Origin of the sequence: Corynebacterium suedekumii, from assembly GCF_030252185.1 — a bacterium.
Lineage (GTDB): Bacteria > Actinomycetota > Actinomycetes > Mycobacteriales > Mycobacteriaceae > Corynebacterium > Corynebacterium suedekumii.
Genome location: NZ_CP126970.1, coordinates 79625 through 106106 on the forward strand (window position 1 = coordinate 79625; position 26482 = coordinate 106106).

23 protein-coding genes and 2 tRNA genes are annotated in these 26482 nt (G+C 68.1%); 11 read left to right on the forward strand and 14 right to left on the reverse strand.

Annotated features, from left to right (window positions below; all coding sequences use genetic code 11):
* Positions 1–29: 29 nt before the first annotated feature.
* Together QP029_RS00400 and QP029_RS00405 are read left to right on the forward strand one after the other, a co-directional pair.
* On the forward strand, positions 30–1892 hold the full coding sequence (locus QP029_RS00400) for a MalT transcriptional regulator family protein (RefSeq protein WP_284874964.1): 1863 nt from the start codon (positions 30–32) through the stop codon (positions 1890–1892).
* On the forward strand, positions 1817–2059 hold the full coding sequence (locus QP029_RS00405) for a helix-turn-helix domain-containing protein (protein ID WP_284874965.1): 243 nt from the start codon (positions 1817–1819) through the stop codon (positions 2057–2059). Before QP029_RS00400 ends, QP029_RS00405 begins: the two co-directional genes overlap by 76 nt.
* A gap of 94 nt (positions 2060–2153) precedes the next feature.
* Here QP029_RS00405 and QP029_RS00410 read toward each other — a convergent pair whose 3' ends face one another.
* Genes QP029_RS00410 through pcaH form a run of 6 tightly spaced genes read right to left on the reverse strand, consistent with a single transcriptional unit; the run spans position 2154 to position 7500 of the window.
* Positions 2154–3458 carry an MFS transporter gene (locus QP029_RS00410; protein ID WP_284874966.1) on the reverse strand — a complete coding sequence of 435 codons (1305 nt, stop codon included), beginning with the start codon at positions 3456–3458 and terminating at the stop codon, positions 2154–2156.
* On the reverse strand, positions 3459–4652 hold the full coding sequence (locus QP029_RS00415; protein ID WP_284874967.1) for a 4-hydroxybenzoate 3-monooxygenase: 1194 nt from the start codon (positions 4650–4652) through the stop codon (positions 3459–3461).
* Entirely contained in the window at positions 4653–5057 is a 405-nt protein-coding gene (gene pcaC / locus QP029_RS00420) for a 4-carboxymuconolactone decarboxylase (RefSeq protein WP_284874968.1), read from the reverse strand. It lies immediately after the preceding gene.
* Positions 5050–6189, reverse strand: coding sequence for a 3-carboxy-cis,cis-muconate cycloisomerase (gene pcaB, locus QP029_RS00425; RefSeq protein ID WP_284874969.1), 1140 nt, complete (start codon positions 6187–6189; stop codon positions 5050–5052). The genes pcaC and pcaB overlap by 8 nt, the downstream gene beginning before the upstream one ends.
* Positions 6182–6781: a protocatechuate 3,4-dioxygenase subunit alpha gene (gene pcaG / locus QP029_RS00430; RefSeq protein ID WP_284874970.1), complete on the reverse strand. Its 600-nt coding sequence runs from the start codon at positions 6779–6781 to the stop codon at positions 6182–6184. The genes pcaB and pcaG overlap by 8 nt, the downstream gene beginning before the upstream one ends.
* 32 nt (positions 6782–6813) lie before the next feature.
* Positions 6814–7500, reverse strand: a complete 687-nt coding sequence (pcaH, locus tag QP029_RS00435; protein WP_284874971.1) for a protocatechuate 3,4-dioxygenase subunit beta — start codon at positions 7498–7500, stop codon at positions 6814–6816.
* A gap of 470 nt (positions 7501–7970) precedes the next feature.
* Between pcaH and QP029_RS00440 the strand changes: the two genes are divergently transcribed.
* Positions 7971–9305, forward strand: coding sequence for an MFS transporter (locus QP029_RS00440; RefSeq protein WP_284874972.1), 1335 nt, complete (start codon positions 7971–7973; stop codon positions 9303–9305).
* 91 nt (positions 9306–9396) lie between these two features.
* On the opposite strand, the gene QP029_RS00445 is transcribed toward QP029_RS00440, so the two are convergent.
* The 3 genes from QP029_RS00445 to catA all read right to left on the reverse strand — a co-directional run bounded on the left by QP029_RS00445 (position 9397) and on the right by catA (position 11720).
* Positions 9397–9639, reverse strand: coding sequence for a muconolactone Delta-isomerase family protein (locus QP029_RS00445; protein ID WP_284874973.1), 243 nt, complete (start codon positions 9637–9639; stop codon positions 9397–9399).
* Entirely contained in the window at positions 9639–10760 is a 1122-nt protein-coding gene (locus tag QP029_RS00450; RefSeq protein ID WP_284874974.1) for a muconate/chloromuconate family cycloisomerase, read from the reverse strand. Before QP029_RS00450 ends, QP029_RS00445 begins: the two co-directional genes overlap by 1 nt.
* Before the next feature lie 87 nt (positions 10761–10847).
* Positions 10848–11720 carry a catechol 1,2-dioxygenase gene (catA, locus tag QP029_RS00455; protein ID WP_284874975.1) on the reverse strand — a complete coding sequence of 291 codons (873 nt, stop codon included), beginning with the start codon at positions 11718–11720 and terminating at the stop codon, positions 10848–10850.
* 619 nt (positions 11721–12339) lie between these two features.
* Here catA and benA point away from each other — a divergent pair.
* From benA to QP029_RS00480, 5 genes are read left to right on the forward strand one after another with little or no spacing between them, the layout of a single operon-like run.
* Positions 12340–13818, forward strand: a complete 1479-nt coding sequence (gene benA, locus QP029_RS00460; protein WP_284874976.1) for a benzoate 1,2-dioxygenase large subunit — start codon at positions 12340–12342, stop codon at positions 13816–13818.
* Positions 13819–13866: 48 nt separating this feature from the next.
* Positions 13867–14364 (forward strand): benzoate 1,2-dioxygenase small subunit, encoded by a 498-nt coding sequence (gene benB, locus QP029_RS00465; protein WP_284874977.1) that lies wholly within the window; start codon positions 13867–13869, stop codon positions 14362–14364.
* Positions 14365–14400: 36 nt separating this feature from the next.
* Complete coding sequence (benC, locus tag QP029_RS00470; protein ID WP_284874978.1) at positions 14401–15972, forward strand: benzoate 1,2-dioxygenase electron transfer component BenC; 1572 nt, start codon at positions 14401–14403, stop codon at positions 15970–15972.
* Positions 15969–16820: a 1,6-dihydroxycyclohexa-2,4-diene-1-carboxylate dehydrogenase gene (locus QP029_RS00475; RefSeq protein WP_432418689.1), complete on the forward strand. Its 852-nt coding sequence runs from the start codon at positions 15969–15971 to the stop codon at positions 16818–16820. The genes benC and QP029_RS00475 overlap by 4 nt, the downstream gene beginning before the upstream one ends.
* Positions 16821–16847: 27 nt before the next feature.
* On the forward strand, positions 16848–19505 hold the full coding sequence (locus QP029_RS00480) for a helix-turn-helix transcriptional regulator (protein WP_284874979.1): 2658 nt from the start codon (positions 16848–16850) through the stop codon (positions 19503–19505).
* Positions 19506–19701: 196 nt separating this feature from the next.
* On the opposite strand, the gene QP029_RS00485 is transcribed toward QP029_RS00480, so the two are convergent.
* Positions 19702–20328, reverse strand: coding sequence for an ATP-dependent Clp protease proteolytic subunit (locus QP029_RS00485; protein WP_284874980.1), 627 nt, complete (start codon positions 20326–20328; stop codon positions 19702–19704).
* Between the two features lie 23 nt (positions 20329–20351).
* Complete coding sequence (locus tag QP029_RS00490) at positions 20352–20951, reverse strand: ATP-dependent Clp protease proteolytic subunit (protein ID WP_284874981.1); 600 nt, start codon at positions 20949–20951, stop codon at positions 20352–20354.
* Between the two features lie 199 nt (positions 20952–21150).
* Here QP029_RS00490 and QP029_RS00495 point away from each other — a divergent pair, with 199 nt between their 5' ends.
* Positions 21151–22098, forward strand: coding sequence for a zinc-binding dehydrogenase (locus QP029_RS00495; RefSeq protein ID WP_284874982.1), 948 nt, complete (start codon positions 21151–21153; stop codon positions 22096–22098).
* A gap of 70 nt (positions 22099–22168) precedes the next feature.
* Here the strand turns inward: QP029_RS00495 and tig are convergent, their stop codons facing one another.
* From tig to QP029_RS00510, 3 genes are all read right to left on the reverse strand, one after another.
* The gene (gene tig, locus QP029_RS00500; protein WP_284874983.1) at positions 22169–23575 is read right to left on the reverse strand and encodes a trigger factor; all 1407 of its coding nucleotides are present in this window, start codon (positions 23573–23575) and stop codon (positions 22169–22171) included.
* Positions 23576–23641: 66 nt separating this feature from the next.
* Positions 23642–23715 (reverse strand) — tRNA-Pro (locus tag QP029_RS00505).
* Between the two features lie 108 nt (positions 23716–23823).
* Positions 23824–23898: transfer RNA gene (locus QP029_RS00510), tRNA-Gly, on the reverse strand.
* Positions 23899–24068: 170 nt separating this feature from the next.
* On the opposite strand from QP029_RS00510, the gene QP029_RS00515 reads away from it, so the two are divergent.
* On the forward strand, positions 24069–24830 hold the full coding sequence (locus tag QP029_RS00515) for a DUF1542 domain-containing protein (protein WP_284874984.1): 762 nt from the start codon (positions 24069–24071) through the stop codon (positions 24828–24830).
* A 128-nt stretch (positions 24831–24958) separates the two neighbouring features.
* Positions 24959–26356 (forward strand): ATP-binding protein, encoded by a 1398-nt coding sequence (locus QP029_RS00520; protein ID WP_284874985.1) that lies wholly within the window; start codon positions 24959–24961, stop codon positions 26354–26356.
* Positions 26357–26482: the final 126 nt, after the last annotated feature.

Sequence of the window (26482 nt, forward strand, 5' to 3'; positions counted from 1 at the left end):
ACGCCACCGGCGGTATCGTCGATACCACCATGACTTCCCAGTACCTGCGGCACATCCACCGCCGCCTGCTGCACCGCGCCGCCCTGCACCTGACGTCCACCGGGGCCGGGGCGGTGCTGCTCATCTCCGGCCCGGAGGGGGCGGACCGGCGGGGTGCCCTGGATTCGGTGCTCACGCATCTGACGGGTCGCACGCAGCACCGGGTCGCGCTGTTCCCGTGGCACCGCGACGAGCCCGGCGCGCTCGCCGCTCTGCTGCCCTCACCGCTGGTGGACAGCGTGGTCGTGGTCGACGATCTGCAGCATGCGGATGAGCCGTCGCTGCGGCAGCTCATCACCACGGCACGACACCCGGAGTCCACGGTGTCGGTCATCGCCACGGTCGACGGCCCGGACTTGGACCACCTGGCCACCGAGGTGCTCCGGCTGCCCCCGCTCACGCTGGCGGAGACCGCCGGTTATCTCCACTCCGTCACCGGCCGCCGCATCCCGGTGGCCACGGTGGAGCAGATCCACGCCGACACCGGCGGGTGGCCGGGTGCGATCGACACCCTCATCGCCACGCTGCCGGACGGGGAGCTGGCGGCGCGGGGCGTCGATACGCGGACGCCGGCGGAGCACCTCGCCCGGGCCCGCGAGCTGACGGCGGCCTTCGAGCTGCCGACCGCGGAGCTCCACCTCAACGAGTGCCCGCCGGAGGTCGATCCTGCGGAACAGTCCAGCCTGCGCGGGTACCTCGCACTCAACCGCGGCCTGCGCCGCCGGGCGCACGAGTATCTCACTGATCCGGGCCCGGAGCCACGGCACCGGGTGCGCGGCGTGCTGCTGTCGCTGGCGGACTGGGATCTGTCGGGCATGCAGGACAAGGTCGCCGCACTGCTTGCCGACGCCCCCTCCGCCCCCGCCACCGTCGAGGCCCGGGTCCTCGGGCTCGTCGCCGATGCCGCGCTCTCGGGCCGGATGCCGGAGCTGGACATCGACACCGCAACGGCGCTGGACCGGCAGCGACTCGACATGGTCCACGGATGGCTGGCGTTGAGCTTCGATGATCCGCTCACCGCCCGCGAGCGCCTGCAGCACCTGCCCGGGCAGTCGCCGGCGATCGGGGTGTGGCAGGATGCGTGGCTGTCGCGCACCCTCTACGTCCTCGGCGAGTGGACGACGGCGGCCCGCATCGTCGAGCGCGGCCTGGCCGCGTGTGAGACCCACGGCATGGAGCTGCTCGAACCGATGCTGCTGTGGACGGGTGTGCAGATCGCCGCGATGCAGGGCGATGACCTGCTCTCCCGCAACTACCTCCAGCGCCTGACCCTGAGCGAGGATGCGTTCCTGCTCCAGTCCCTGCCGGCGGCGATGGGCCGGATGATCGTGGCCGCCAACTCCGCGGACCTGCCCGCCGCCCTGCGCGCCGGCGCGCTGCTGGCACGGACGGTGTCCTCGACGGACACCCAGCACCCCGGCTTCTGGCCGTGGGAGGACGTCTACGCGCAGACCCTCATCCGGGCGGGGCGTATCGACGCCGCCGACGAGGTCATCACCGGCGCCGAGCAGCGCCACTCCCCTCCGGCCTCGTCTCCCTCATGGCGAAGAACGCGGTGCCGCGGGCGACGATCCAGTTCCAGCGCGGTGATGTCACCGGTGGGCTGCGGACGTTCGAGCGGGCGGTCGAGGCGATCCTCGACACGCCGATGCCCGCGTATCAGTCCCGCATCCTCTTCGAGTACGGGAAGGTGCTGCGCCGGCACGGGCGCCGGCAACGTGCCGATGAGGTGCTCTCCCACGCCGCGGAGATCTTCCTGCAGATGGGTGCCACCGTCATGGCGGAACGATGCGCCTCCGAGCGGCGCATCGGCGGGGTCGGGGCCGGGCCACGCAGCAACCCGCACGGGCTGACTCCCCAGGAGGAGCAGATCACCGCGCGGGTGGCGGACGGGGCGACGAACAGTGAGGTCGCCCGCGAGTTGTCGTTGTCGACGAAGACCGTCGAGTACCACCTCACCCGCGTCTACCGGAAGCTCGGTGTGAAGACGCGGCAGGCTCTGCGCGAGCATCTCGGCTGAGGTATGTCACGCGAGGTACAGCTCGACATGAATAGGCCGAGTAGTCCGAGACCGCGGTCCCAGGCCTACTCGACCTATTCATGCCGTGATATGCCTACCGGCGGTACACCGGCCGCGTGAGCGCGAACAGCAGCGCACCGAGCAGGCCGACGGCCGCGTAGGCGAAGAAGCCCCACGGGTGCGCCAGGCCGAGGCTGATGAGCAGGCCGCCGAGCATCGGGCCGGAGATCGCGCCGAGGCGGCCGATGCCGGCGGAGAAGCCCATGGCCGTGGCGCGCATGTTCGACGGGTGGTTCTCGCCGACGAAGGCGTAGACGAGGTTCTGCGAGGAGAACACGAACACACCGGTGATGAACACGACGACGTAGAGCGCGATGAGCGGCAGCTTGATGGCCGTGAGCGCGAGGAACACCGCCGAGGCGACGAACCACAGCAGGCCGGTGCGCCGCGGCGAGTGGGTGTCGGAGACCTTGCCGGCGATGATGAGGCCGACCACGGCGCCGACGTTGAGCACGAGCAGGAAACCGAGCGAGTTGCCCAGGTCGTAGTCGGCGGCACGCATGATCTGCGGCAGCCAGGTGTTGAGGCCGTAGACGAGGAGCAGACCCATGAAGGACGTCGCCCACACCGCCAGCGAGTTGCGGCGGTACTTCGGGGAGAGCAGCGAGGCCAGGGAGCTGCGCTGCTTGTCCTGCTGTGCGGCCTCGGCGGCGTCGCGGTCGAGCTGGTCGGACAGCTCCATCCCGTAGCGCTGCGCAATGGCCTGTGCCTCCTCGGCACGTCCCTTGGCCAGCAGGTACTGCGGCGACTCCGGGAGCAGGAAGTACATGACCGGGGCGAGGATGAGGCCCGGGACGGCACCGACGATGAACAGCGAGTGCCAGCCGAAGGGTTCGATCATGATGATCGCCAGCAGTGCGGTGAGCACCGCGCCGACGTGGTAGCCGGTCATGACGGTCGTCGTCGAGGATCCGGCCTTCGCCCGGCCGCGGAACTCGGTGACCATGGAGATCGCCGTCGGCAGGCAGCCGCCGAGGCCGACGCCGGCGAGGAAACGCAGGAGCATGAGCAGCCACACGCTGCCGGCGAAGCCCATCGCCAGGGTGAGCAGTGAGAAGGCGAAGACGGAGACGATCATGACCCAGCGGCGACCGAGTTTGTCGGTCAGGGTGCCGATGGCCAGGGCGCCGATCGTCATGCCGACGAGACCGGCGGTGACGATCTGGGTGCCCTCACCCGGGGTGACCTGCCACGTGGGGTCCTCGATCATGGAGGGCAGGACGGCACCGATGACGACCATGTCGAAGCCGTCGAGAAGCACGGCGATCCAGCACAGCAGGGTGACGATGAAGGTGGAGCGCGTCGCGGTGGACGCAGACGCGGGGGTGGAGACGGACACTTAAACCTCGAATCGGGGCAGGTCGAGGCCGACGTACTGCTGCGCCAGGTAGGTGCGGCCGGCCTCGGTGGACAGCACGGAACGCAGCTCGGCGCGGGAGCGCTGGGTCTGGAAGTACGGGTCCTCCGGGACGGTGTGGAGCATGGACGACATCCAGTAGGAGAAGTGCTGGGCCTTCCACACGCGCGGGACGGCGAGGGCGGAGTACTCGTCGAGCAGGTCGGTGTTGTTCTTCTTGATCGCGCGTGCCAGGCCCGGGGCCAGGACGGAGACGTCGGCGACGGCGAGGTTGAGGCCCTTCGCGCCGGTCGGCGGGACGGTGTGGGCGGCGTCGCCGGCGAGGAACAGGCGCCCGCGCTGCATCGGGTCGGTCACCGCGGAACGGAAGCGCAGGACGGCCTTGTCGAAGATCTCGCCCTCGGACACGCGCAGGTCATCGGTGGACACGCGCTTGTGCAGCTCGGACCAGATGCGCTCGTTGTCCCACTGCTCGACGGTGTCGTCCGGGTTGCACTGCAGGTAGTAGCGCTGGACGGAGGGGGTGCGGGTGGAGATGAGCGCGAAGCCGTGCGGGGAGTTCGCGTAGATGAGCTCCTTCTGCGTCTGCGGGGCGTTGACGAGGATGCCGAACCACGCATACGGGTACTCGTGCTTCGCGCGCACCGCACCGGGCAGCTCGGTGATGAGCTTGCGCCGCGGGGAGGCGGAGCCGTCGCCGGCCATGACGTAGTCGGCGGTCAGCGTCTGCTGCTCACCACCGTCGGTGGTGTAGGTGACGGTGACCCGGTCGTCGTCGTAGCCGGTGACGTCGTCGACGGTGGTGTTGAACAGGATCGTCTGGCCGGCGTCGAGACGCGCGGCGATGAAGTCCTTGAGGTACTCGTGCTGCGGGTAGACGGCCATGTGGTGGCCGGTGAGCCCGGCGAGGTCGATGCGGGTGCGTTCGCCGTCGATGGCCAGCTCGATGGCGTCGTCGATGTCGGCCTCGCGGTCCATGCGCTCACCGACGCCGGTCTCCCGCATGAGGTTCATGGTGCCCTGCTCGAGGACTCCGGCGCGGACGGTCTCCTCGACGTCCTCCCGGGAGCGGGACTCGAACACGACGGACTCGATGCCGTGGTTGACGTGGAGCAGGTGGGCGAGGGTGAGGCCGGCGGGGCCGGCACCGATGATGGCTACGGGGGTGTGGGACATCTACTTGTCTCCTTCAGAGTCGGTGACGGCCTGCTGCAGGAGCTTGAAGCCGTGGTTGGAGTTGGGCACGCCGGCGTACACGGCGGTGTGGAGCAGGACCTCACCGATGAGGTCGGCGTCCACTCCGGCGCGCAGGGCGGCGCGGATGTGCATGTCGAGTTCACCGTCGTTGCCGACGGCCGTGAGGATCGCGATGGTGAGCAGGCGGCGCTGCGTGTGGTCGAGGGCCTCCCGGTTCCACACGTCGCCCCAGGCGGTGCGGGTGATGAAGTCCTGGAACTTCTCCGTCACCGGCGTCTGCTTCGCGACGGCCGCATCCACGTGCGCGTCCCCCAGCACCGCACGGCGGTTGCGCATGCCGGTCTCGTGGGCCGCGGCGCGGCCCTCGTCGTACAGGTCACTCATCGTCGATTCCTTCCAGGGTGATGTCGGTGATGTCCCCGGCGTGGCCGGTGGTCGGCTCGCTCACGCGCGAGGCCATGGTGTCGGTGTGCACGCGCAGGCCGTCGAGGCTGGCGTGGATCCGGCTCACGGCCGAGGCGGTGGCGGCGAGCAGGTCGCGCAGGGTCTGCCATTCGGCGTGCCAGCTGCCGGTGCCGCGCTGCCAGCGGCAGTCGAGGGCGTCGAGAAGCGTGGCCGCCAGGCCCGGGGTGCGGCGGGCGTACCCGTCGCAGGCGACCGCGGCGGCCGGGTTCGCCTTGTGCGGCATGGACGAGCTGCCGCCCGGGCTCGCCTCGGAGAGCTCGGCGATCTCGGTGGCCGAGGAGGCGGTGATGTCCCCGGCGATCTTGCGTACTGCGCCGGCGAGCTGCGCGGCGGCCAGTCCCACGGCGACGAGCGGCTGGCGGTTGGTGTGCCAGACGAGCGGTCGTTCGGCGAGCCCGAGGTCGGCGGCGAGCCGGTCGTGGATCTCGATGCCGCGCGGATGCGTGGCCGCGAGGTTGCCCGTCGCCCCGGCGTACTGCACGGGCAGTGCGGCGGCGGTCCGGCGCAGCTGGTCCGCGGGGGCGTGGACACCCTCGAGCCAGCCCGCGGCGATGACACCGAAGGTCGTCGGCAGCGCCTGCTGGCCGAGGGTGCGGCCCATGACCGGGGTGTCCCGGTGGGTGCGGGCCAGGTCGTTCAGGAGCTTCTCGACGTCGCGGAGCTCATCGTCGAGCGCCGCCACCGCGCGCCGGGTGCACAGCACGAGGGCGGTGTCGATGGCGTCCTGGCTCGTCGCGCCGACATGGATGCCGGCGGCGTCACGGGTGGCCGCCTTGAGCTCGGCGACCATGGGGATGGTCGGGTTGCCGCCGGCGGCCGAGGCGGAACCGATGGCGGCGACGTCGCAGGAGTAGTCGTCGATGGCGGTCCGGGCGGCCTCGGCGGCCTCCGGGGTGATGTGGCCGGTGGCCTCGGCGGCGTCGGCGAGCGCACGCTCGAACTCGCAGATGGCGTCGAGGAACGCCCGGTCCGAGAGGTGCACGTGGGCGTCGGTGGCGCCGCCGGCGTGGTCGCTGTAGAGGGTGCGGGCGAGATCAGGCTGTTCAGACACGGAAGAACGGGGTCTCCTTCTCCGCGTCCTCGTGCTGGACGACGATGTCCAGGCGGTACCCGCCGTCGACCGCGCGGGCGGCGAGGAGGTCGCGCCGGGCGGCGTCGACCAGCGCGAGGACGGGGTCGGCGGCGTTGGCCTCGGCGTTCTCCGGGAAGTAGAGGCGGGTGTAGAGGCGCTCGAGCATGCCGCGTGCGAAGACGCCGACCTTGAGGTGCGGGGCCTCCTCGTCGGTCGCGCCGGGGACGAGGGTGGTGAAGGTGACGGCGCCGGTGTCGTCGACCATGCCGCGGCCGAGGCCACGGAAGCCGTCGACCTCATCGGTGTTGTAGGTGCCGTCGGGGCGGGTCTGCCAGATCTCGATCATGGCGTCAGCCACCGGGTCACCGTTGCCGTCGGTGACCGAGACGGTCACCTCGACCGTGTCGGCGGCGTCGTCCGGGGCGATGAGCTCGGAGCCCTCGAGGGTGAGGCCGATGTGGACGTAGGGTCCGACGGTCTGGGAGGGGGTGATGCCGAACTCGGCCTCGTCCTGGTCGCGGATGTCGGAGACATCGTAGCGGAACTCGCCGGTCTTGTGGGTGTCGATCATGATGTTTCTCGTTCCTGGTCCGGGGGGTCGGTTTACTCGAAGGGGGTGGCGTTCTGGCCACGCAGGACGATGTCGAACTTGTAGCCCAGGGCGTAGTTCGGGCGGGTCTCGTCGTAGTCGAAGACGGCGATCATGCGCTCACGGGCACCGGCCGGGACCGAGTTGTAGATCGGGTCCTGGAAGAACATGGGGTCGCCGGGGAAGTACATCTGGGTGACCAGGCGCTCGGTGAACTGGCGGCCGAACAGGGAGAAGTGGATGTGGGCCGGACGCCACGCGTTGTGGTGGTTGCCCCACGGGTACATGCCCGGCATGACGGTGAGGAAGTTGTAGTGGCCGTTCTCGTCGGTCATGGTGCGGGCGACGCCGTTGAAGTGCGGGTCGAGCGGGGCCGGCCAGGAGTCGTTCTTGTGGCGGTACCGACCGGCGGAGTTGGCCTGCCACGCCTCGACGAGGGTGTGCGGGACCGGCTTGCCGTCCCAGCCGAGGACGCGGCCGTGGACGACGATGCGCTGGCCGATGGCCTCGCCACCGTTGGCCTGGGTCATGTCGTTGGTGATGCCGCCGAGGTCGCGGTCACCGAAGACCGGTCCGGAGAGCTCGCCGAGGCGCTCGGGCACCATGATGAGCTCGTTGGTGGGGTTGCGCTTGATGGTCGTGCGGTACTCCGGGAAGTGGAGCGGGGCGTAGAACCCGTCGGTCGGGGCGTTGAGGGTCATGGTGATGCCTTCCTGATGTCCGGGCTGTGCGTGATAACCATCACGGTAGAGACGTGGTTCACATATTGGCAAGGTGTTCCCTGGGCGAACGACGTGTGCGGCAGGCGCATTGCGCTGGCCAGCGCATTCCTGAGCCGGACCCGACCCAGGGGTTAGTCAGGGGTGCACGCCAGGGCGTCTCGCGGATCGTCCGGTCGACATCCACCCCGACGGGGAGGCGAGGCGGCATGGGTGGGCGAACGGCACCCCCGAGCCGGAGGCGATTCCGGACGCGGTCGGACCAACTTTCGGACCGCTTTTCAGACCCGTCCCGCATTGGTCAGATCATCTAGACCGAGCTGTACAGGGGTTTAGCAAAAACACCCAATGAGCACACCAAATGCGGTGAATATTAATCGCTGGGAGGCGAGGCCGGTGACGTAACGTCCATGAACGTCCCCCAGAACCTCCGCCCTGAAAGTCGAGCCGACGTGGATATCCGACAGCTCATCGACACCACCCGCATGACCACCTACCAGTGGTTCATCATCGGGCTGGCCTGCTTCCTCAACGCCCTCGACGGTTACGACCTCGTCGCCATGGCGTTCACCTCCTCGTCGGTCTCCGAGGAGTTCGGCCTCTCCGGCGCACAGCTCGGCTGGCTGCTGTCCTCGGCACTCATCGGCATCGGCATCGGATCCTTCCTGCTCGCCCCGCTTGCCGACCGCTACGGTCGCAAGAAGCTCATCCTCGCCGCCCTGTCCATCGACCTGGTCGGCCTGACCATGTCCGCCTTCTCCGACTCCTACGGGGAACTCCTCTTCTGGCGGGTGATCACCGGCATCGGCGTCGGCGGTATCCTCGCCTGCGTCACCGTCGTGGTAAGCGAGTTCACCAACCTGCGCTTCCGCGGCCTGGCCACGTCGATCTACTCCGCCGGTTACGGCCTCGGCGCCTCGCTGTGCGGAGTGCTCGCCGCCCAGTTCATCCCCACCTACGGCTGGGAGTCGATCTTCCTCACCGGCGCCGTCCTCACCGCCGTGTCCCTGGTGGCCACCGTGATCTTCCTGCCCGAATCCGTCGACTACCTGCGAGCCCAGGGCCGCGAGGACGACGTCCGCAGCATCGCCCGCCGCATCGGCAAGGGTGTGGACTTCACCGTGGCACCGCCCGCCCCGGCCCCCGAGCGCTCCAACCTCCGCGAGATCCTCTCCGGCCCCTGGCTGGCCACCACCCTCAAGCTGTGGGTCGCGTTCTCCCTCATCACGGCCGGCTTCAACTTCGCCAACCAGTGGACCCCGAAGCTGCTCACCGAGTACGGACTGTCCGCCCAGCAGGGCATCATCGGCGGCATCATGCTCTCCTTCGGCGGCACCATCGGCTCCCTCATCTACGGCGTCCTCACCACGCGTATCGACGCCCGCCGCACCCTCGTCGCCTTCTCCCTCCTCTCCGCGGTGGTCCTCGTCGGGTTCATCACCGCCGCCTCGTGGCCGATGGTCATGTTCGCTCTCGGTGTCGGCGTCGGCATGCTGCTCAACGGCTGCGTCACCGGCATGTACACGGTCACCCCGCAGGCCTACCCCTCCGCCCTGCGCACCACCGGCGTCGGCTCCGCCATCGGCATCTCGCGTGCCGGCGCGGTCCTGGCCCCCATCGTCGTCGGTTACCTTCTCGACGCCGGCTGGTCCCCCGTCGCCCTCTACACCGGCGCCGCCGTCCTGGTCTCCCTCACCGCCGTCGCCCTGGTGGGTGTCCGTGAGCACCGGGTTGCGGTGGTCACGCAACCCGTCTCCCCTGAGGTCCCGGAGCCGGTTCGGAGCTGACCTGGAAAGCAGAAAAGGCACTTTTCTGTCCACTTCCGTCTTCCGACGGGAACCTACAGGGGCAATGTAGACAGAAAAGTGCCTTTGCCGTTCATTTCAACGACACCAGCGGCTCGATCTGCACCGCGCACCAGCGGGCCACCGGGAGCGCGCTCACCAGGCCGTGGGGATCATCCGTGTCCACGAGGGACACGATCGTCCAATGCCCGATCCCCCGCCAGATGCTCGCGTCCGGCCAGGTCGCCACCAGATCGGTGGATCGCTGGATGAGGTCGGCGCGCACCTCCGGGTCCATGTCCCCGGGCAGGTGCGCGTCGAGCCGGATGAGCCACATCAGTCGCGGGTGAAGTGGTCGATCTTGTCCCAGTCGGGCTCGAGTCCAGTGCCGGGGCCGGAGGGGACGATGACCTTGCCGTCGCGGTACTCGATGTCGTTGGCCACGTAGGTCTCCTTGAGCAGGAGCGGGCCGAACAGCTCGGTGCCGTAGGTGATCGCCGGGGTGGAGGCGGCGAAGTGGAGGGAGGCGGCGGTACCGAAGGGGCCCTCGAGGGAGGTGGCGCCGTGGCAGGCGAGGCCGGCGGCCTCGGCGATGGCGGCGATCTTCTTGGACTCGATGAGGCCGCCGGCCTTGGTGGTCTTGATGGCGATGACGTCGGCGGCCTGCTTGGTCACGACGGCGAGGGCGTCGGCCGGGGAGCAGACGGATTCGTCGGCCATGACGGGGACGCCGACGCGGGTGGTGATCTCGCGGAGGGTGTCCAGGTCGTGGGCCGGGGTGGGCTGTTCGAAGAGCTGGATGCCGGCGTCGCGGAGCTTGGGCAGGTAGGTCAGTGCGGTGAGGCGGTCCCAGCGGGCGTTGACGTCGATGCGGTAGGACAGCGAGTCGTCGGTGTTGGCGATGAGGTCGGCGATGCGGCCGGAGTCGACGGCGGGGTCGCCGGAGCCCATCTTGAGCTTGAACTGGGTGGTGCCGAGCAGTTCGCGGCGTTCGTTGACTTCGGCGAAGGCCTCGTCGAGGGGGAGGACGCCGAGGGCCCAGACGCAGTCGAGTTCGGTGCGGAACTGGCCGCCGAGGAGGTGCGCGAGGGGGACGTCGAGGGCGCGGGCCCAGGCGTCGAACATGGCGATCTCGAGGGCCGCCTTGGCGAAGCGCATGTTGGCGACGGAGCGGTTCCAGTCCTGGACGATGCCGACGAGCTCGGTGACCTCGCGGCCGACGGTGGCCTCGGCGAGATGGTGGTCGATGATGACCTTCATCGTTTCGGCGGATTCGCCTCCCCACCAGGGGCCGCCGGGGACGACGCCTTCGCCGTAGCCGGTGACGCCGCCCTCGAGGGTGACGGAGACCAGCAGGATGGGCTGGGAGGTGGCGGTGTAGGTGGCGAAGCCGTGGGGGCGGAAGAGGGGGACGTCGAGAAGCCGGGTCTCAACCTTGGCGATCGTCAGATCAGACATGTCAGTTCCTTTGTCAGCAGGGGTGGAAACGGGGAAACGCCCCACGTCCCGACCAAGTCTAGGGACGTGAGGCGTACCGGGAAGAGACTAGTCTTCCTTGTCCAGTGCGAAGGGGTACTCGACCAGGTTGTAGCCGGTCTCGGTGTCCTTCTTCGGCTCGAGGATGAGCTCGGGCTTGACGGCGGTGGCGACGTCGTTCTCGACCCACTCGCCACCCTGGAAGTACAGCTGGGTGGTGATCTCGCGGTAACCCGGGGACTTCACGCGCAGGTGCAGGTGGGCCGGGCGCCACGGGTGGCCACCGTAGGACTCGATGAACCAGCCGGTCGGGCCGTCGGTCGGGATCTGGTACGGAGCCGGCTGCAGCGTCTTGATCTCGTACTCGCCGTTCTCGTTGGTGACGATGGTGCCACGCAGGTTCCACTCCGGGATGCCCGGGGCGAACTGGGAGTAGTAGCCCTCCTCATCGGCGTGCCACAGCTCGACGGTGGCGCCGCCGAGGCCGTTGCCGTCGACGTCGGTGACCTGGCCCTTGAAGACCAGCGGGGTGGCGGCCTTGTCCTGCTCGCGCATCGGCATCTCGGTCTTCCACGGCAGCTCCGGGGAGTTCGGCACGTAGTACGGGCCCTCGATGGAGCCCTTGGTGCCGGTGTAGGAGTTGCGGTTGTAGTTGATCTCCTCGATCTCGTGCTCGACGAAGACGTCCAGCCACAGCGGCCACTCGCCGTACTCGCCGACCTGGATCATCCAGTTCTTCAGGACGCGGTACTCGTCGTAGGTGACCTGGTGCTTGTGGGCGACCTCGGCGATGGCGGCCAGCAGGTCGGTGTAGATGGCGTTGGCGCGCTCCTTGGAGGTGTCAGACTTGACGGCCTCGCCCTTGAACTTGTCGGTGGCGGCGTTGCCGGAGCCCTTGGCGGTCGGGTCGCCCTCGACGCCGGAGAGGTTCTGGAAAGACATGGAGTCTCCTTGTGATCGGGAAATCTGGAAGAAGGTGGGGCCCAGCGGCTCTCGGCGGTGACGCCGTCGCTGGAGTGCCTCCACTGTGTCCCACTTCACCTGCCGCCCGCAAGGGCTTCCCGGGACGTTCCGCACCACTTAGGGCGCCCTCACATGCCGCGCTTTTCGACGTCCGCGCTGGTCAACGCCACCTTTTCCAGCCAGAATCCAGAACCCGCCCACAACACCCTGGCGTAAACCTAGGCAACCCCCTGGCGTGTCAGGGTCGTTTTGGGGGTAAATTGAGAGACCCAGGGTACCCCCGCCTCGACGTGGCACGGGTCACGAGGAGTGGCGCGGCGTCGAAAAGTGCAGGTCACGACACCCCACCCTCACCCCATATCTGGCGACCACCCCCGCCCCAACCCCCCGATGCTGGGTTTTTTCTCCCCGGCCCACCACACCCTGTGGGGGACATACCAGCAGGCCACAGCCACTATATGAACGTCCGATTCGGCAAATGAATGCCTACCCCCAGGCGAGTCCTAGGTGTTCCCCTAGGGTGTTGCAGCACACATGTGGTCCACTATGAGCAGCACCACATAAGTTCGTCGAGTACGAAAGATCGGAGTTCATTCTTATGACCACCGCAGCCCGCGAGATCCTCTCCCGCGCACTTGAGAACCGCCCCGATGAGGGCGTCGTCCGCGTCAACCGCGAAGTCTTCACCGACCAGGAGCTCTTCGACCTCGAGATGAAGTACATCTTCGAGGGCAACTGGCTCTTCCTCGCCCACGAGTCCCAGATCCCCGAGGTCGGTGACTACTTCACCACCAACATCGGCCGCCAGCCCGTCGTGATCACCCGCGGCAAGGACGGCGAGCTCAACTGCCTCATCAACGCCTGCTCCCACCGTGGCGCCATGCTCTGCCGCAAGAAGGTGGACAACCGCACCACCATCACCTGCCCGTTCCACGGCTGGACCTTCTCCAACGACGGCACCCTGCTCAAGGTCAAGGACGAGAAGGACGGCGGATACCCGGAGAACTTCAACACCGACGGCTCCCACAACCTGCGCCGCGTGCCCAAGTTCGAGTCCTACCGCGGCTTCCTCTTCGCCTCCCTCAACGCCGACGTCGTCCCGCTCGAGGAGCACCTGGGTGACGCCCGCGTGATCATCGACATGCTCGTCGACCAGTCCCCCGAGGGCCTCGAGGTGCTCAAGGGCACCTCCACCTACACCTACGACGGCAACTGGAAGCTGCAGGCCGAGAACGGCGCCGACGGCTACCACGTCTCCTCCACCCACTGGAACTACGCGGCCACCACCTCCCGCCGCTCCACCGGTGAGTCCAAGAACGAGACCAAGGCCATGGACGCCGGCAAGTGGGGCGAGCAGGGCGGCGGCTACTTCTCCTTCCCGAACGGCCACCTCGTCCTGTGGTCCGGCTGGGCCAACCCGGAGGACCGCCCGATGTACGACCGCCTCGACGAGCTCAAGGAGCTCCACGGCGAGGCCCGCGGCGACTTCATGGTCGGCGCGTCCCGCAACCTGTGCCTGTACCCGAACGTCTACATCATGGACCAGTTCTCCACCCAGATCCGTCGCCTCGAGCCGATCTCCGTGGACCAGACCCAGGTCTCCATCTGGTGCATCGCCCCCAAGGGTGAGTCCGACAAGGCCCGCGCCGCACGTATCCGTCAGTACGAGGACTTCTTCAACGCCACCGGCATGGCCACCCCGGACGACCTGGAGGAGTTCCGCTCCTGCCAGAAGACCTACCTGGCCACCTCCTTCCCGTGGAACGACATGACCCGTGGCCTCAACCAGCAGGTCGAGGGTCTCAACGACAAGGCCAAGGAGCTGGGTCTCAACGAGGTGCTCTCCTCCGGTTCCCGCACCGAGGACGAGGGTCTGTATCCGATCCAGCACGGCTACTGGGAGCAGGTCATGGAGAAGGCCGTCGAGCTCGAGGACGCCGAGAAGAACAAGTTCGTCCAGGATGACGAGCAGTCCTCCGAGGCCACCGTCGCCTTCGCCAAGGAGCGCGCCGCCGCCAAGGCAGCCGCCAAGGCCGACGCCCCGGCCCCCCGTCGCCGCCGCCGCGCCCGCGACTGATCCCCTCCCTCCCCCTGACTGCCGATCACACCCCAAGGAGAACATGCCATGACCACTGAGATCACCCGCTCCGAGATCGAGGACTTCCTCTTCTACGAGAACCGCCTGCTCGACGACCGCAAGTTCGAGGAGTGGCTCGAGTGCTACCGCGAGGACGTCGACTACTGGATGCCGGCCTGGGACGTCGATGACACCCTGACCCAGGACCCGCAGAAGGAAATCTCTCTGATCTACTACCCGAACCGTGGTGGCCTGGAGGACCGTGTCTTCCGTATCCGCACCGAGCGTTCGTCCGCGACCTCCATCCCGGAGCCGCGCACCGGCCACTACCTCAACAACCTCGAGATCCTCGAGCGTCGTGAGGGTGAAGTGGATGTCCGTTACAACTGGATCTCTTACTACTACCGCTACCAGACCACCGACCACTACTTCGGTACCACGTGGCTGACCCTCGACGTCTCCGGCGAGACCCCCAAGATCGCCAAGAAGAAGATCGTGCTGAAGAACGACTTCATCCACCACGTCGTCGACATCTACCAGCTCTAGTTCCACCCCGAAACACCCCACGAGAGGAGGGCAACCATGGCCCACCAGATTGCTCTCGCCTTCGAGGACGGCATCACCCGTTTCATCGAATGCGAAGAAGACCAGACCGTCGCCGACGCCGCCTACCAGGCACGCATCAACATCCCCTTCGACTGCCGTGACGGCGCCTGCGGAACGTGCAAGTCGTTCTGCGAGTCCGGCGACTACGACGAGGGCGAGTACATCGACGACGCCATGACGGACGAGGAGGCGGCCGAGGGCTACATCCTCACCTGCCAGACCAAGCCCTACTCGGACATGGTCGTCCAGATCGCCACCACCTCGGTGCTGGCCAAGACGGGTGCCTCCACTCTCGTGGGCAAGATCACCGAGCTTGAGCGACTCTCCGAGTCCACCGTCAAGTTCGCCGTGCAGATCGAGGACCGTGAGTCCCTCAACTACCTGCCCGGCCAGTACATGAACATCGCCCCGCCGAACGTCGACTGGCACCGTTCCTACTCGTTCTCCTCCGGCCCCTCCGAGGACACCGTGACCTTCCTGGTCAAGCTGACCCCGGGCGGCAAGATGAGCGAGTACCTGGTCGACGAGGCGAAGGTGGGTGACACCCTCAACCTCACCGGCCCGATGGGCTCCTTCTTCCTCCGCGAGCCGGTCAACCCGATCCTGCTGCTCGCCGGCGGCACCGGCCTGGCCCCGGTCATGTCCATCCTGGAGAAGCTCACCGAGGACGAGCTTCTCGACGTCCCCGTGCGCCTCATCTACGGCGCCACCTTCGACCACGACCTGGTCGAGCTGGAGAAGCTGGACACCTTCCGCGACCGCCTGCCCGACTTCGACTACTTCACGGTCGTCTCCGACGAGAACTCGACCAACGAGCGCAAGGGCTACGTCACCGACCACATGACCGACGAGCACCTGCACGACGGTGAGGTCGACGTGTACCTGTGTGGCCCGCCGCCCATGGTCGAGGCCGTGCGTAAGTTCCTCAACGACCAGCCGAACCCCCCGGGCAGCTTCTACTACGAGAAGTTCAGCTCCGCCGCCGGCGCCGGCACCGGAGAGGCCACCCCCTCCGAGGTCACCCGCACCGAGGGCGAGGGCTACGAGGAGGTCTCCGTCTCCGCACCCGGCATCGAGACCGGTGAGATCCACCGCGGCAACGCCGACTCCGTCAACCAGTTCAACGCGCGCATGGCGCTGGAGATGGGTGTCGTCGAACTGGTCAAGGACCTGCTCGACGAGGAGGACTTCACCGAGTTCCGCCGCCTCGCCGAGAAGGCCAACTCCTTCATCGACGGCGACAAGATCACCGACTCCGCCGGCTACATCGACGCGAACAACGAGTACCACCGCTTCCTGTTCGTCCGCTCCGGCAACGAGGCGATGCTGCAGTCCTACACCAACCTCAAGACCGTCGCCGTCATGGACGATGCCCTCACCGACGCGATCTTCATCGAGCCGGACATCGCCCAGGAGCACCTCGACATCATCGACGCCATCGAGGCGAAGGACATGGCCCGCGTCCGTGAGCTGCTCGCAGCCCACAACGACCACGCCATCTCCACGATGAACAAGGCGTACGAGGGCAAGTCCGAGGGACAGGCATGAGCAAGGCCGACCCGAAGGGTTCCATGCCCACCGGTGAATGCATCGACGGTCCCCCGGAGCTGATCACCACCGATCGTTTCCAGGGCCAGAACGTGCTCATCACCGGTGCGGCGCAGGGCATCGGCCAGGCCGTCGCCCACCGCATCGCCTACGAGAACGGTTCCCTGTTCCTCGTCGACCGTTCCGAGCTCGTCCACGAGGTCGCGGCGGAACTGGCGGAGATCACCGGCGGGACCGTGGGGTCCGCGACAGCGGACCTCGAGACGTGGGAGGGTGCGGAGGCGATGGTCGCCGCGGGCGTCGAGAAGCTCGGTTCCCTCGACACCGTCATCAACAACGTCGGCGGCACGATCTGGGCCAAGCCCTTCGAGCACTACGCCCCGGAGGAGATCGAGAAGGAGATCCGCCGGTCGCTGTTCACCACCCTGTGGTCGGTGCGCGCCGAACTGCCGGCGCTCATCGACTCCGGCGGCGGCACCATCGTCAACGTCTCCTCCGTGGCCACCCGTGGCGTCAACCGCGTCCCCTACGCCGCGGCGAAGGGCGGCGTCAACGCCCTCGTCAGCGCCCTGGCACTGGAGGCCGCGGAGAAGGGCGTGCGCGTCGTCGCCACCGCCCCCGGCGGCACCCTCGCACCGGCCCGCAAGGTCCAACGCGGACCGGGCCCCGAGGGCGAGCAGGAGAAGGAGTGGTACCAGCAGATCGTCGACCAGACCATCGACTCCTCCCTGTTCAAGCGGTACGGCACCCTCGCCGAGCAGGCTGCACCGATCGTGTTCCTGGCGTCGAAGGAGGCCAGCTACATCACCGGTACCGTCCTCCCGGTCGCTGGTGGCGACCAGGGTTGATAGGAACCTGGTGTTAGCGTGGGTGCTGTGTTCACTACCCACAACCTCGGCTCGCAGCAGAGCACGACCACTCTGCTGCGCACCGTGATCGACGAGGTCACCGAGCTCGAACCCGGTGGTGGCCTCCTCTTCCTGGCCACCGGCCCGGCCGGATCCGGCAAATCCTCGCTCGTCCGCGAGATCGCCCGGTCCCTGCCGGGCTGGTCCGGCATCCGGGTCACCGCCCTGTCCTGGCAGGCCGGCAACGACGGCCAGCTCCTCGAGCACATCCTGCAGCGTGCGGGCCACGACGGCTCCCTGCTCGACCTCGTCGACCGGGAGGGCGCGTCCACCGCCATTGTCATCGATGACGTCCACTGGGCCGACCCCGACACCCTGCGGCAGCTCATCGAGGCGACCCGCCGCCTCCGGCACGGCCGGCTGGCCGTCATCATGACCGCCTCCGACGCCGACGACGCCAACGAGGAACTCCCCATGTCCCGCCTGCGGGAGATCGCCGACCACGCGGTCATGCTCGCACCCCTGGACATCGAGGACGTCGCCGCCCTGGTGCTCTCCATCGTCGGCGCCCACCTCACCCCGCTCACCGCCGCGGAACTGCGCGACATCACCGGCGGCCGGCCGGGCCGGATCCGCGAGGTCCTCCAGGCCGCACCCGCCGACCACTGGCGGCTGTCCAACCCGCAGATCCCCATCCCCAAGCCGTGGCGCGCCGCCCTGGCCCGCCGCTCCCGGGATCTCGACCTCGGTGCCATCCTCACCGCCGTGGCCATCCTCCCCGGCACCGGGCGCGGCACCCCGGAGCTCATCCGCTTCCTCGCCGACGACGCCGACGGCAGGCTTCTCGACACCGCCGTCACCGCCGACCTGCTCGAGATCGTCCCCCGTGCCGGCGACCGCATCGTCCAGTTCTCCCACCCCACCGACCGCGCCGTCATCCGCGCCACCACCGGGCCCGCGGAGATGAACCGGCTGCACCGCCGCGCCGCCCAGTTCCACCGCGCCGACCACAACGTCGACGCCGCCCTCATCCACGAAGCCCTCGGCGCCGAGGGCCACAACGACGCCACGTCCCTCGAGCTCGCCGACCGCGCAGAGCAACTCGGTGCCGGCGGCCAGTGGCTCAACGCCGCGGAGATGTTCACCCTGGCCTCGCGGGTGGCCTCCAACCCGGACGTCATCCACGACCAGCACCTCAACTCCATCGAGGCGCTCATCGCCGCCGCCGACATCCCCCGGGCCCGCCTCCACGCCGGCTCCCTCTCCCGGGTCGCCCGGGACGTCAAGGTCGACTCCATGCGCGCCTACCTCGCCCTCCACGAGGGACGCCGTTCCGAATCCGTCAGCCTCATCGACCGCGCCTGGCAGACCCTCGAGGAGACCCGCTCCACCGACGCCGCCATGCGCTCCCGCGTCGCCTCCCGCAAGGTGCTCATCCACCTCGCCAACTGGGAACCCGAACAGGTGGTCCACTGGGCCGGGGTCACCGACGAATGGGCACCGACCCACTCCCCCACCCGCATCGAGGCGCAGTACATCGCCATGATCGGCAAGAGCGCCATCACCCGCACCATCCCGCCGGACGTCCCCCTGCCCGGCGAGACCCCCACCCAGGCCCAGCGCCGCAACATGGCCGCCGGCTGGATCTCGCTGGTCCACGACGACACCGTCTCCGCCCGCCAGTACCTCCAGTACAACTCCGCCGGCGAAGGCTCCGAACGCATCTCCCTGTGGATGGACGGCTGGCTCGCCCGCACCCTCTTCGTCCTCGGCGAGTACCGTCAGGGCGAACGCGTCGTCGAACGCGGCCTCGCCCGCGCCGAACGCTACGGCATCAAGTTCCTTGAACCGCTCCTGCTGTGGACCGGCGCCCAGATCGCCGCCTACCGGGGCGACCGCGAACTCGCCCGCGCCTACGTCAACCGGCTGACCTTCAGCCACGACACCTTCGTCATCCAGCGCATCCCGTCCGCCATGTGCCGCATGCTCATCGCCAGCATCGAGGGCGACACCTCCGGCATGACCCGCGCCGGTGAGACCCTCGTCAACATCGGCAACGAGGTCGACATCAGCCAGCCCGGCTTCTGGCCCTGGGAGGACGTGTGGGCCCAGCAGCTCGTCCTGTCCGGGCGTATCGACGAAGCCGACGAGATCGTCACCCGCACCGAGGAACGCGCCGCCGAATCCGGCATCGGCTCCCTCCACGCCAAACTCGCCGTCCCCCGAGCCGGCATCCTCATGCACCGCGGCGACATCGAGGGCGGCATCCGCCGCTTCGAGGAGGCCATCGAACTCATCGAGACCCTCGCCATGCCCTCCTACCAGGCCCGCATCCTCTACGAGTACGGCCGCGTCCTCCGCCGCCTCGGCCGACGCCGCCAGGCCGACGAGATCTTCGCCCGCGCCGGGGACGTCTTCGCCGCCATGGGCGCCACCGAGTTCGTCGACCGCTGCAACCGCGAACGCCGCGCCGGCGGCCTGGGCACCCGCACCACCGGCGCCGGTGGCCTCACCCCGCAGGAGGAGGAGATCGCCAAACTCGTCGCCGAGGGAGCGACCAACCGCGAGGTCGCCCGCGAACTCTTCCTCTCCGCCAAGACCGTCGAGTACCACCTCACCCGCGTGTACCGGAAGCTCGGCGTGCGCACCCGGACCGAGCTACCGAAGGCGCTGCGGGACCTGTAGGAGGCTGTCGCCGGGTTCTCGATTCCGGAAAGGCAGGCGCTTCGGCATCAATCGGGCCCGGAGTCAGGCCTTCTTCGTGCTGCACGTCCTGACTATCGCCCGTCCGGAGCCGGTTGCCCGACCGCACCCCGCGCATGAGGAAAGGGGCACCTCCCACCTGGATCGGTGAAGGGTGCCCCTTGTGGCTCAGGGAATTTTAGGCGTTGAGCTTCCGGTAGTCGAAGACCGTGTCGATGATGCCGTAGTCCTTGGCCTCTTCCGCGGTGAGGATCTTGTCGCGATCGGTGTCGATGCGGATCTGCTCCGGGGTGCGGTCGGTGTGCTTGGCCAGGGTGGTCTCCATGAGGCGACGCATGCGCTCGATCTCGGCGGCCTGGATCTCCAGGTCGGAGACCTGGCCCTGGGTGCCCTGGGTGGCGGGCTGGTGGATGAGCACGCGGGCGTTGGGCAGGGCGGCGCGCTTGCCCGGGGCGCCGGCGGCCAGCAGCACGGCGGCGGCGGAGGCGGCCTGGCCGAGGCAGACGGTCTGGACGTCGGGGCGGACGTACTGCATGGTGTCGTAGATCGCCATGAGTGCGGTGAAGGAGCCGCCGGGGCTGTTGATGTACATGGTGATGTCGCGGTCGGGGTCAAGCCCCTCGAGGACCAGCAGCTGCGCCATGATGTCGTTCGCGGAGGTGTCGTCGACCTGGGTGCCCAGGAAGATGATGCGCTCCTCGAAGAGCTTGGCGTAGGGGTTGGTCTCCTTGGTGCCGTAGGCGGACTGCTCGATGAACGACGGCAGCACGTAACGGGACTGGGGCATCTGGAATCCGTTGGTCATAATGTGATTTCTCCTCAAAGTCCCTAGTTGCTGATGGAGCCGTCGGCGTGGCTGATCACGTGGTCGACCAGGCCGTAGTCCTTGGCCTGCTGGGCGGTGAACCAGCGGTCGCGGTCGGAGTCCTTGGTGATCTGCTCGAAGGTCTGGCCGGTGTGCTCGGCGATGAGTTCAGCCATCTCCCGCTTGGTGGAGGCGAACTGCTCGGCCTGGATGGCGATGTCGGCCGCGGTGCCGCCGACACCGGCGGACGGCTGGTGCATCATGATGCGGGCGTGCGGGAGGGCGAAGCGCTTGCCCTTGGTGCCGCCGGAGAGCAGGAACTGGCCCATGGAGGCGGCCAGGCCCATGCCGTAGGTGGCGATGTCGCAGGGCGAGTACTTCATCGTGTCGTAGATGGCCATGCCGGCGGTGACGGAGCCGCCCGGGGAGTTGATGTAGAGCGAGATGTCGCGCGTGGGATCCTCGGCGGTGAGCAGCAGGATCTGGGCGCAGAGCTTGTTGGCGATCTCATCGTCGACCTGCTGGCCGAGGAAGATGATGCGCTCGCGCAGCAGGCGCTCGTACACCGAATCACCCAGGTTCATGCCTGCCCCGGGGGAGGTCATCGTGATCTTGTCAGTCATTGAATAGAACTCCTGTAATTCTTCGTTTCGCCGATGTCTTTCAGGGTACTAGCGGGGATCGGAAATCCGCCCCTCTGTTCGCTATCAGCGTTGACCTCGCCACGTTTGTTCCCGTCCCGCTCCCCCGCCGACATGCAGAGGTGGACTGACCACACTACGGTGGGAGGTGACACGTTGTCGACAAGAGGAGAATCCCCACATGAAGGCATGGCAGTTCACCGACACCCACGCACCGCTCAAGCTCACCGAGGTCCCCGACCCCACTCCCGGCGAGGGCGAGGTAGTCCTCGACCTGAAGGCCGCCGGCCTGTGCCACTCCGACGTCGGCCTCATGGAGGACGAGGGGTGGTTGAGCATGCTGGCAAAACGTCCCATCATCATCGGACATGAGAACGCCGGTGTCGTCTCCGAGGTCGGCCCGGGTGTCACCGATTTCCAGGTCGGTGACCGGGTCGGAGTGTGCCCGACCACTGCGGCCGGAGCCCCCGGATACTCATACGACGGAGGTTTCGCCGAGAAAATGGCGGTGGCGACGGAAGCGCTGGTTCCGCTGCCGGACAACGTCGACTTCATCAACGGAGCCGCCGCCACGGATGCCGGCATGACCTCCTACGCCGCGATCATCACCCAGGGTGGCGTGAAGGAGGGTGACAAGGTCGGCATCATCGGTCTCGGGGGCCTCGGTCAGGTCGGCGCACAAGTGGCCATGTTGGCTGGAGCCGAGGTGTATGTCGCAGAGATCAACGAGCAGGTCTGGCCGTTGGCGCAGGAGCTCGGAGTCCGGGGTGTCAAGAAGTCCATCGACGAGTTCCAGGACGTCACGTTCGACGTCATCGTCGACTTCGCCGGATTCGACACCACCACGGCGCAGGCGGTCGACATCATCCGTCGCGATGGCACCGTCGTTGTGGTGGGCATGGGCAAGCTGGAATCGACGATCTCCACGAAGTCCCTGATCCTCAATCAGGCACGGCTGGTTGGTTCGAACGGCGGCACCAAGTCCGATGTCGCCGGAATCTACGAGTACATGGCCACGGGCAGGCTCAACCCGACCATCACCACCATCGGGTTCGACGAGATCCCCGAGGGCCTGGAGAAGCTGAAGAACGGCGAGGTCGTCGGCCGACTCGTCGCCAGCTTCGAGTGACCCCTTCTTGACGACGTCGCCCCCTCACCGCGCGCGGTGAGGGGGACGTTGACGTGTGGTGCGGGAAGGCCTACTTCTCCTCGGAAGCCTCAGCCTCGGCGGCCTCGTCAGCCTGGTCGGCTGCCTGCTCGACGAACTCGGCCTCGGCGGCCTCGTCCTCGTCGCCGAAGTACTGGGTGGCGTCGACCTCGTTGCCGTCCTCGTCCTTGACGGAGACGCGGCAGATGGCGGCGGCCAGGGCCTTTCCGCGGCGGACGTCAGCGAACAGGTTCGCGATCTGGCCGGACTGCTGCAGCTGGGAGATGAACTGGGACGGGTCCATGCCGTAGGACTGCGCGGTGAACAGGATGTGGTCGGTCAGCTCCTGCTGGGAGACGTCCGGGTTCTCCTGCTCGGCGAGCACGTCGAGGAACAGCTGGGTGCGGACGGCGTTCTCGGCGTCCTCGCGGGACTGCTTGTCGAACTCCTCGCGGGTGGTGCCCTGGGACTCGAGGACCTGGGCGAGGGCAGCCTCGTCGTGGGCCATCTGGCCGAGGAGGGAGTGCAGCTGGTTGTGCACCTGCTCGTCGACGACGGACTCCGGCAGGGCGAAGTCGGTCTTGGCCAGGGCGGCCTTGAGGACCTCGTCGCGGATGGCGGCGGCCTGCTGGGCCTTGCCGCCCTCCTCGACCTGACCCTTGGTGGCCTCGCGCAACTCGTCGGCGGTGTCGAACTCGGACGCCATCTGGGCGAACTCGTCGTCGAACTCCGGAAGCTTGCGCTCCTTGGTCTGCTGGACGTGGACGGAGACGGTGGCCTCCTTGTCCTTGTGCTCACCGGCGACGATGGTGGTGGTGAACTCGTTGTCCTCGCCGGTCTTCATGCCGCGCAGGGCGGTGTCGAGGCCGTCGATGAGGTCACCCTGGCCGATCTCGTAGGACAGACCCTCGGTGGTGGCCTCGTCGACGACCTCGCCGTCGACGGTGGCCTTGAGGTCGATGACGGCGAAGTCGCCGGTCTTGAGCTTGCGCTTGGTGTCCTTGAGCTCACCGAAGCGGGCGCGGAGGTTGTCGATCTCCTCGTCCACCTTGGCGTCGTCCACCGTGACGGTGGGGACGGTGACGGCGAGGTCGGCGAAGTCCGGGACCTCGATCTCCGGGCGGACGTCCACCTCGGCGACGAACTCGACGAACTCGTTGTCCTCGATCTTGGTGATGTCGACGTTCGGCTGGCCGATGACGACGAGGTCGTTCTCCTCGCAGGCGGCCTGGTAGCGGGTCGGCAGCATGTCGTTGACGACCTGCTCCAGGATCGGGCCGCGGCCGTAGCGGGCGTCGATGAGCTGGCGCGGTGCCTTGCCCTTACGGAAGCCCGGGAGCGTCACCTGCTGGGCGATCGCGGCGTATGCCTGGTCGATCTCCGGCTGCAGCTCCTCGAAAGGAACATTGACGGTGAGCTTGACGCGGGTGTCGCTCAGCTTCTCGACGGAACTCTTCACGAGTAACTCTCCTGGATTCACATTGAAGGTAAAAGTCATACGAGGCCACCGGAGTGGCCCCCTACGTCGGGGCGACAGGATTTGAACCTGCGACCCCCTGCTCCCAAAGCAGGTGCGCTACCAAGCTGCGCCACGCCCCGTAGGTTGTTCCCGAAGTCTACCGACCGCCCGCAACGACGGAGCGCATGGGGGTCACAAAAGCAGAAAAACCTCAGGCGCCGACCGGGGTCGGCGCCTGAGGTGAAAAGTGGAGGGAATGACGGGAATCGAACCCGCGTCTTCAGCTTGGAAGGCTGAGGTATTAGCCACTATACGACATTCCCCTGCGTGTGCCGGACCATTCTAACGCACCACCGACGAAATCACGAAAACCGGAACTAACCTGTGCCTCCGGTCGTTACCTCTAGTACAACCCCCTAACTAAGACGGAGTGACTGACCAAGTGGAACTGCTACTTCTTTTGGCCATCGTCGGCGGTGGCGCGTATTTCTTCATGAACCGCAACACCAAGCAGAAGTCGGCGGAGCTGGAAGCCACCCGCCTCGCGGACGCCCAGGCGGATGCCCGCCGGTGGATCGAACGCCTGGGTTCCCAGGTGCTCACCATCGCGGGTAATGACGCGGCGTCCACGCAGGCGATCGCCGACGCCTCGGAGCGCTACAACGCCGCCGCGTCGGCGATCTCCACGGCGAGCACCGTCCGTCAGGCGGAGCTGGCCCGCGAGTCCGCGCTCGAGGGGCTGCACTACATGAACGCCGCCCGCGAGATCATGGGCATGACCCCGGGCCCGGAGCTGCCACTGCTCGAGGGCCAGCGCAAGGCGGGCAAGGTCACCGAGCGTCGCTCCATCGAGCATGAGGGTCAGACGCTGACCGCCTCCCCGGTGGCCTCGGACGAGACCCCGAACTACTACCCCGGCGGCACCGTCGCCGGCCGCCCGGTGCCGGCCGGCTGGTACTCCCGCCCCTGGTGGGCGGACGCGATGGCCACGGGCATGTGGACCGCGGCGTCGATGATGATGTTCTCCGCGATGTTCTCCGGCATGGCGGGCGTGACCTACGGGGCGAACGAGTTCGCGGACGGCTCCGGCGACGGCTCCGAGCCGGCCGGCGGCGAGGACATGGGAGGCGACGCCGGCGATGCCGGTGACGCTGGTGGGGACGCCGGGGGTGACGGCGGAGACGGTGGCGGATTCTTCGGCGGCGACGAGGGCGGCGGCCTGTTCGACGGCGGCGGATTCGACTTCGACTTCTAGTCCCCCACGGCCCCACACCGGCCGGCAGTGACGCCCCTGGGCTCACTGTCGGCCGGTTTTTTCATGCATGAGAGATCCTTCACGTCCGTTTCATGGGCGCTTCACACCCGGCCCCCACGATGGGTCTCATGCTGAAAGAGATCCCTGATCCCCCGGCCCGCCACACGGCGTTCGGTTCCTTCCGGAAGCGCATCGTCGTCTGGTTCCTCGCGCTGGTGACGCTCACCCTCGTGGTGCTCATCCTCACGACGCGCACCGTCCTGCTCTCGGGTGTCACCGACGGCGCCAACGAGGACGTCACGCAGGAGACGGAGGAGTTCACCACCTTCGCCGCGGAGGGCCGCGACCCGGAGACCTCGGAGCCGTTCGAGACGCCGGAGCGGCTGCTGCAGGTGTATCTGGCCCGGCAGATCCCCGGCCCGGATGAGGCGCTCGTCGGTGTCGTCGACGGCCAGCTCATGCAGATGGCCAACAGTCCACGGCCGTTGCAGGCCGGTGAGCCGCTGGTGGCGGCCGCCCTGGAGAATCGGGCGCCGTCCGGGGTCTTCGACCACCCGGATCTCGGCCCGGTCCACTGGGCCACGGTGTCGGTGGAGGGCACGGACACCGCGCTGCTGGTGGCCCGTTTCACCGATTCCGGCCGGGCGGGGGTGTCGGCGAACCTGCGGGCGATCTCCATCATCAGCCTCGGTGCGCTGCTGCTCGCGGCGGGTCTGGCGTGGGTCGTCGCCGGGCGGCTGCTCGACCCGGTGCGCCAAGTGCGGACCGCGGCGGCCGGGCTGGATTCGCGCCGTCACGGCCAGCGGGTCCCGGTGCCGGAGCACGGCGACGCCGACACCATCGACCTGGCGCGGACGTTCAACACGCTGCTGGAGCGTATCGACACCGCCGATGACGCCTACCAGGGCATCCTCTCCCGCCTCGAGGTGCAGCTGCGTTCCTGGCTCGACCGGATCCGGCAGCGCGCCGCCGACACCGGTGACGCCACCCTGCGGGCCGAGGCCGAGGAGGGCGCCCGTGTCCTGGCGACGGTGACGGCGCTGACCTCGCTGACCGTCGGTTCGCGTCCCTCGGACGCGGCGGTGACGGTGGCGGCGGAGTCGGTGGGGCGCGACGTCGAGAAGCAGCTCATCGCCGCCGGCCTGCCGGTGGCCCTGGTGAGCAACGTCCACGACGCCACGCCAGTGACGCTCAACCTCGACGCCGTGACCCTGGCGATGGGTGAGGCCGCGCGATTCTGCGCGGGTCTGTCCACGCCGGTGGAACTCGGCGTCGAGATCAAGGACGACGCGCTGTCGCTGTGGGCCCGCGAGCGTGGGGTGGGCTGTGATTCCGGGCGGCTCAACCAGCTGCTGGACTGGCGGCCGGACGCCTCCCACCCGGAGGGCCAGCAGGCCGGGCTGGCGCTGCTGCGCGCGGTCGCCGACGCCCACGGCGGCAGCGCCTGGGCACAGTCGACCCGCGGGCTGGGCACCGTCATCGGCCTCGACCTGCCCGTCCTCACGACCGGGGAGGTGGACTCATGAGCGAGCTCACCCACGGACCGACCTACCGGGTGGCCACCACCCTCCCCCGTCGCTGCACGTCCCGCCGCCGCCGCGGGCGAGCCTGCCGGACCTGCGCACCCTCACGGTCACGCAGATCATCCGGAT

Bases quoted from the DNA above. Each gene is read 5' to 3' on its own strand.
- QP029_RS00475 (WP_432418689.1), top strand. From the start codon at position 15,969: ATGAGCAAGGCCGACCCGAAGGGTTCCATGCCCACCGGTGAATGCATC.
- QP029_RS00405 (WP_284874965.1), top strand. From the start codon at position 1,817: ATGGCGGAACGATGCGCCTCCGAGCGGCGCATCGGCGGGGTCGGGGCC.
- QP029_RS00445 (WP_284874973.1), bottom strand. From the start codon at position 9,639: ATGTGGCTCATCCGGCTCGACGCGCACCTGCCCGGGGACATGGACCCG.
- QP029_RS00520 (WP_284874985.1), top strand. From the start codon at position 24,959: ATGCTGAAAGAGATCCCTGATCCCCCGGCCCGCCACACGGCGTTCGGT.
- QP029_RS00450 (WP_284874974.1), bottom strand. From the start codon at position 10,760: ATGTCTGATCTGACGATCGCCAAGGTTGAGACCCGGCTTCTCGACGTC.
- pcaG (WP_284874970.1), bottom strand. From the start codon at position 6,781: ATGATCGACACCCACAAGACCGGCGAGTTCCGCTACGATGTCTCCGAC.
- QP029_RS00495 (WP_284874982.1), top strand. From the start codon at position 21,151: ATGAAGGCATGGCAGTTCACCGACACCCACGCACCGCTCAAGCTCACC.
- pcaH (WP_284874971.1), bottom strand. From the start codon at position 7,500: ATGACCCTCAACGCCCCGACCGACGGGTTCTACGCCCCGCTCCACTTC.
- benB (WP_284874977.1), top strand. From the start codon at position 13,867: ATGACCACTGAGATCACCCGCTCCGAGATCGAGGACTTCCTCTTCTAC.
- QP029_RS00485 (WP_284874980.1), bottom strand. From the start codon at position 20,328: ATGACCAACGGATTCCAGATGCCCCAGTCCCGTTACGTGCTGCCGTCG.
- QP029_RS00400 (WP_284874964.1), top strand. From the start codon at position 30: ATGACTTCCCAGTACCTGCGGCACATCCACCGCCGCCTGCTGCACCGC.
- QP029_RS00490 (WP_284874981.1), bottom strand. From the start codon at position 20,951: ATGACTGACAAGATCACGATGACCTCCCCCGGGGCAGGCATGAACCTG.
- QP029_RS00415 (WP_284874967.1), bottom strand. From the start codon at position 4,652: ATGTCCCACACCCCCGTAGCCATCATCGGTGCCGGCCCCGCCGGCCTC.
- benA (WP_284874976.1), top strand. From the start codon at position 12,340: ATGACCACCGCAGCCCGCGAGATCCTCTCCCGCGCACTTGAGAACCGC.
- QP029_RS00515 (WP_284874984.1), top strand. From the start codon at position 24,069: ATGAACCGCAACACCAAGCAGAAGTCGGCGGAGCTGGAAGCCACCCGC.
- benC (WP_284874978.1), top strand. From the start codon at position 14,401: ATGGCCCACCAGATTGCTCTCGCCTTCGAGGACGGCATCACCCGTTTC.
- catA (WP_284874975.1), bottom strand. From the start codon at position 11,720: ATGTCTTTCCAGAACCTCTCCGGCGTCGAGGGCGACCCGACCGCCAAG.
- pcaC (WP_284874968.1), bottom strand. From the start codon at position 5,057: ATGAGTGACCTGTACGACGAGGGCCGCGCCGCGGCCCACGAGACCGGC.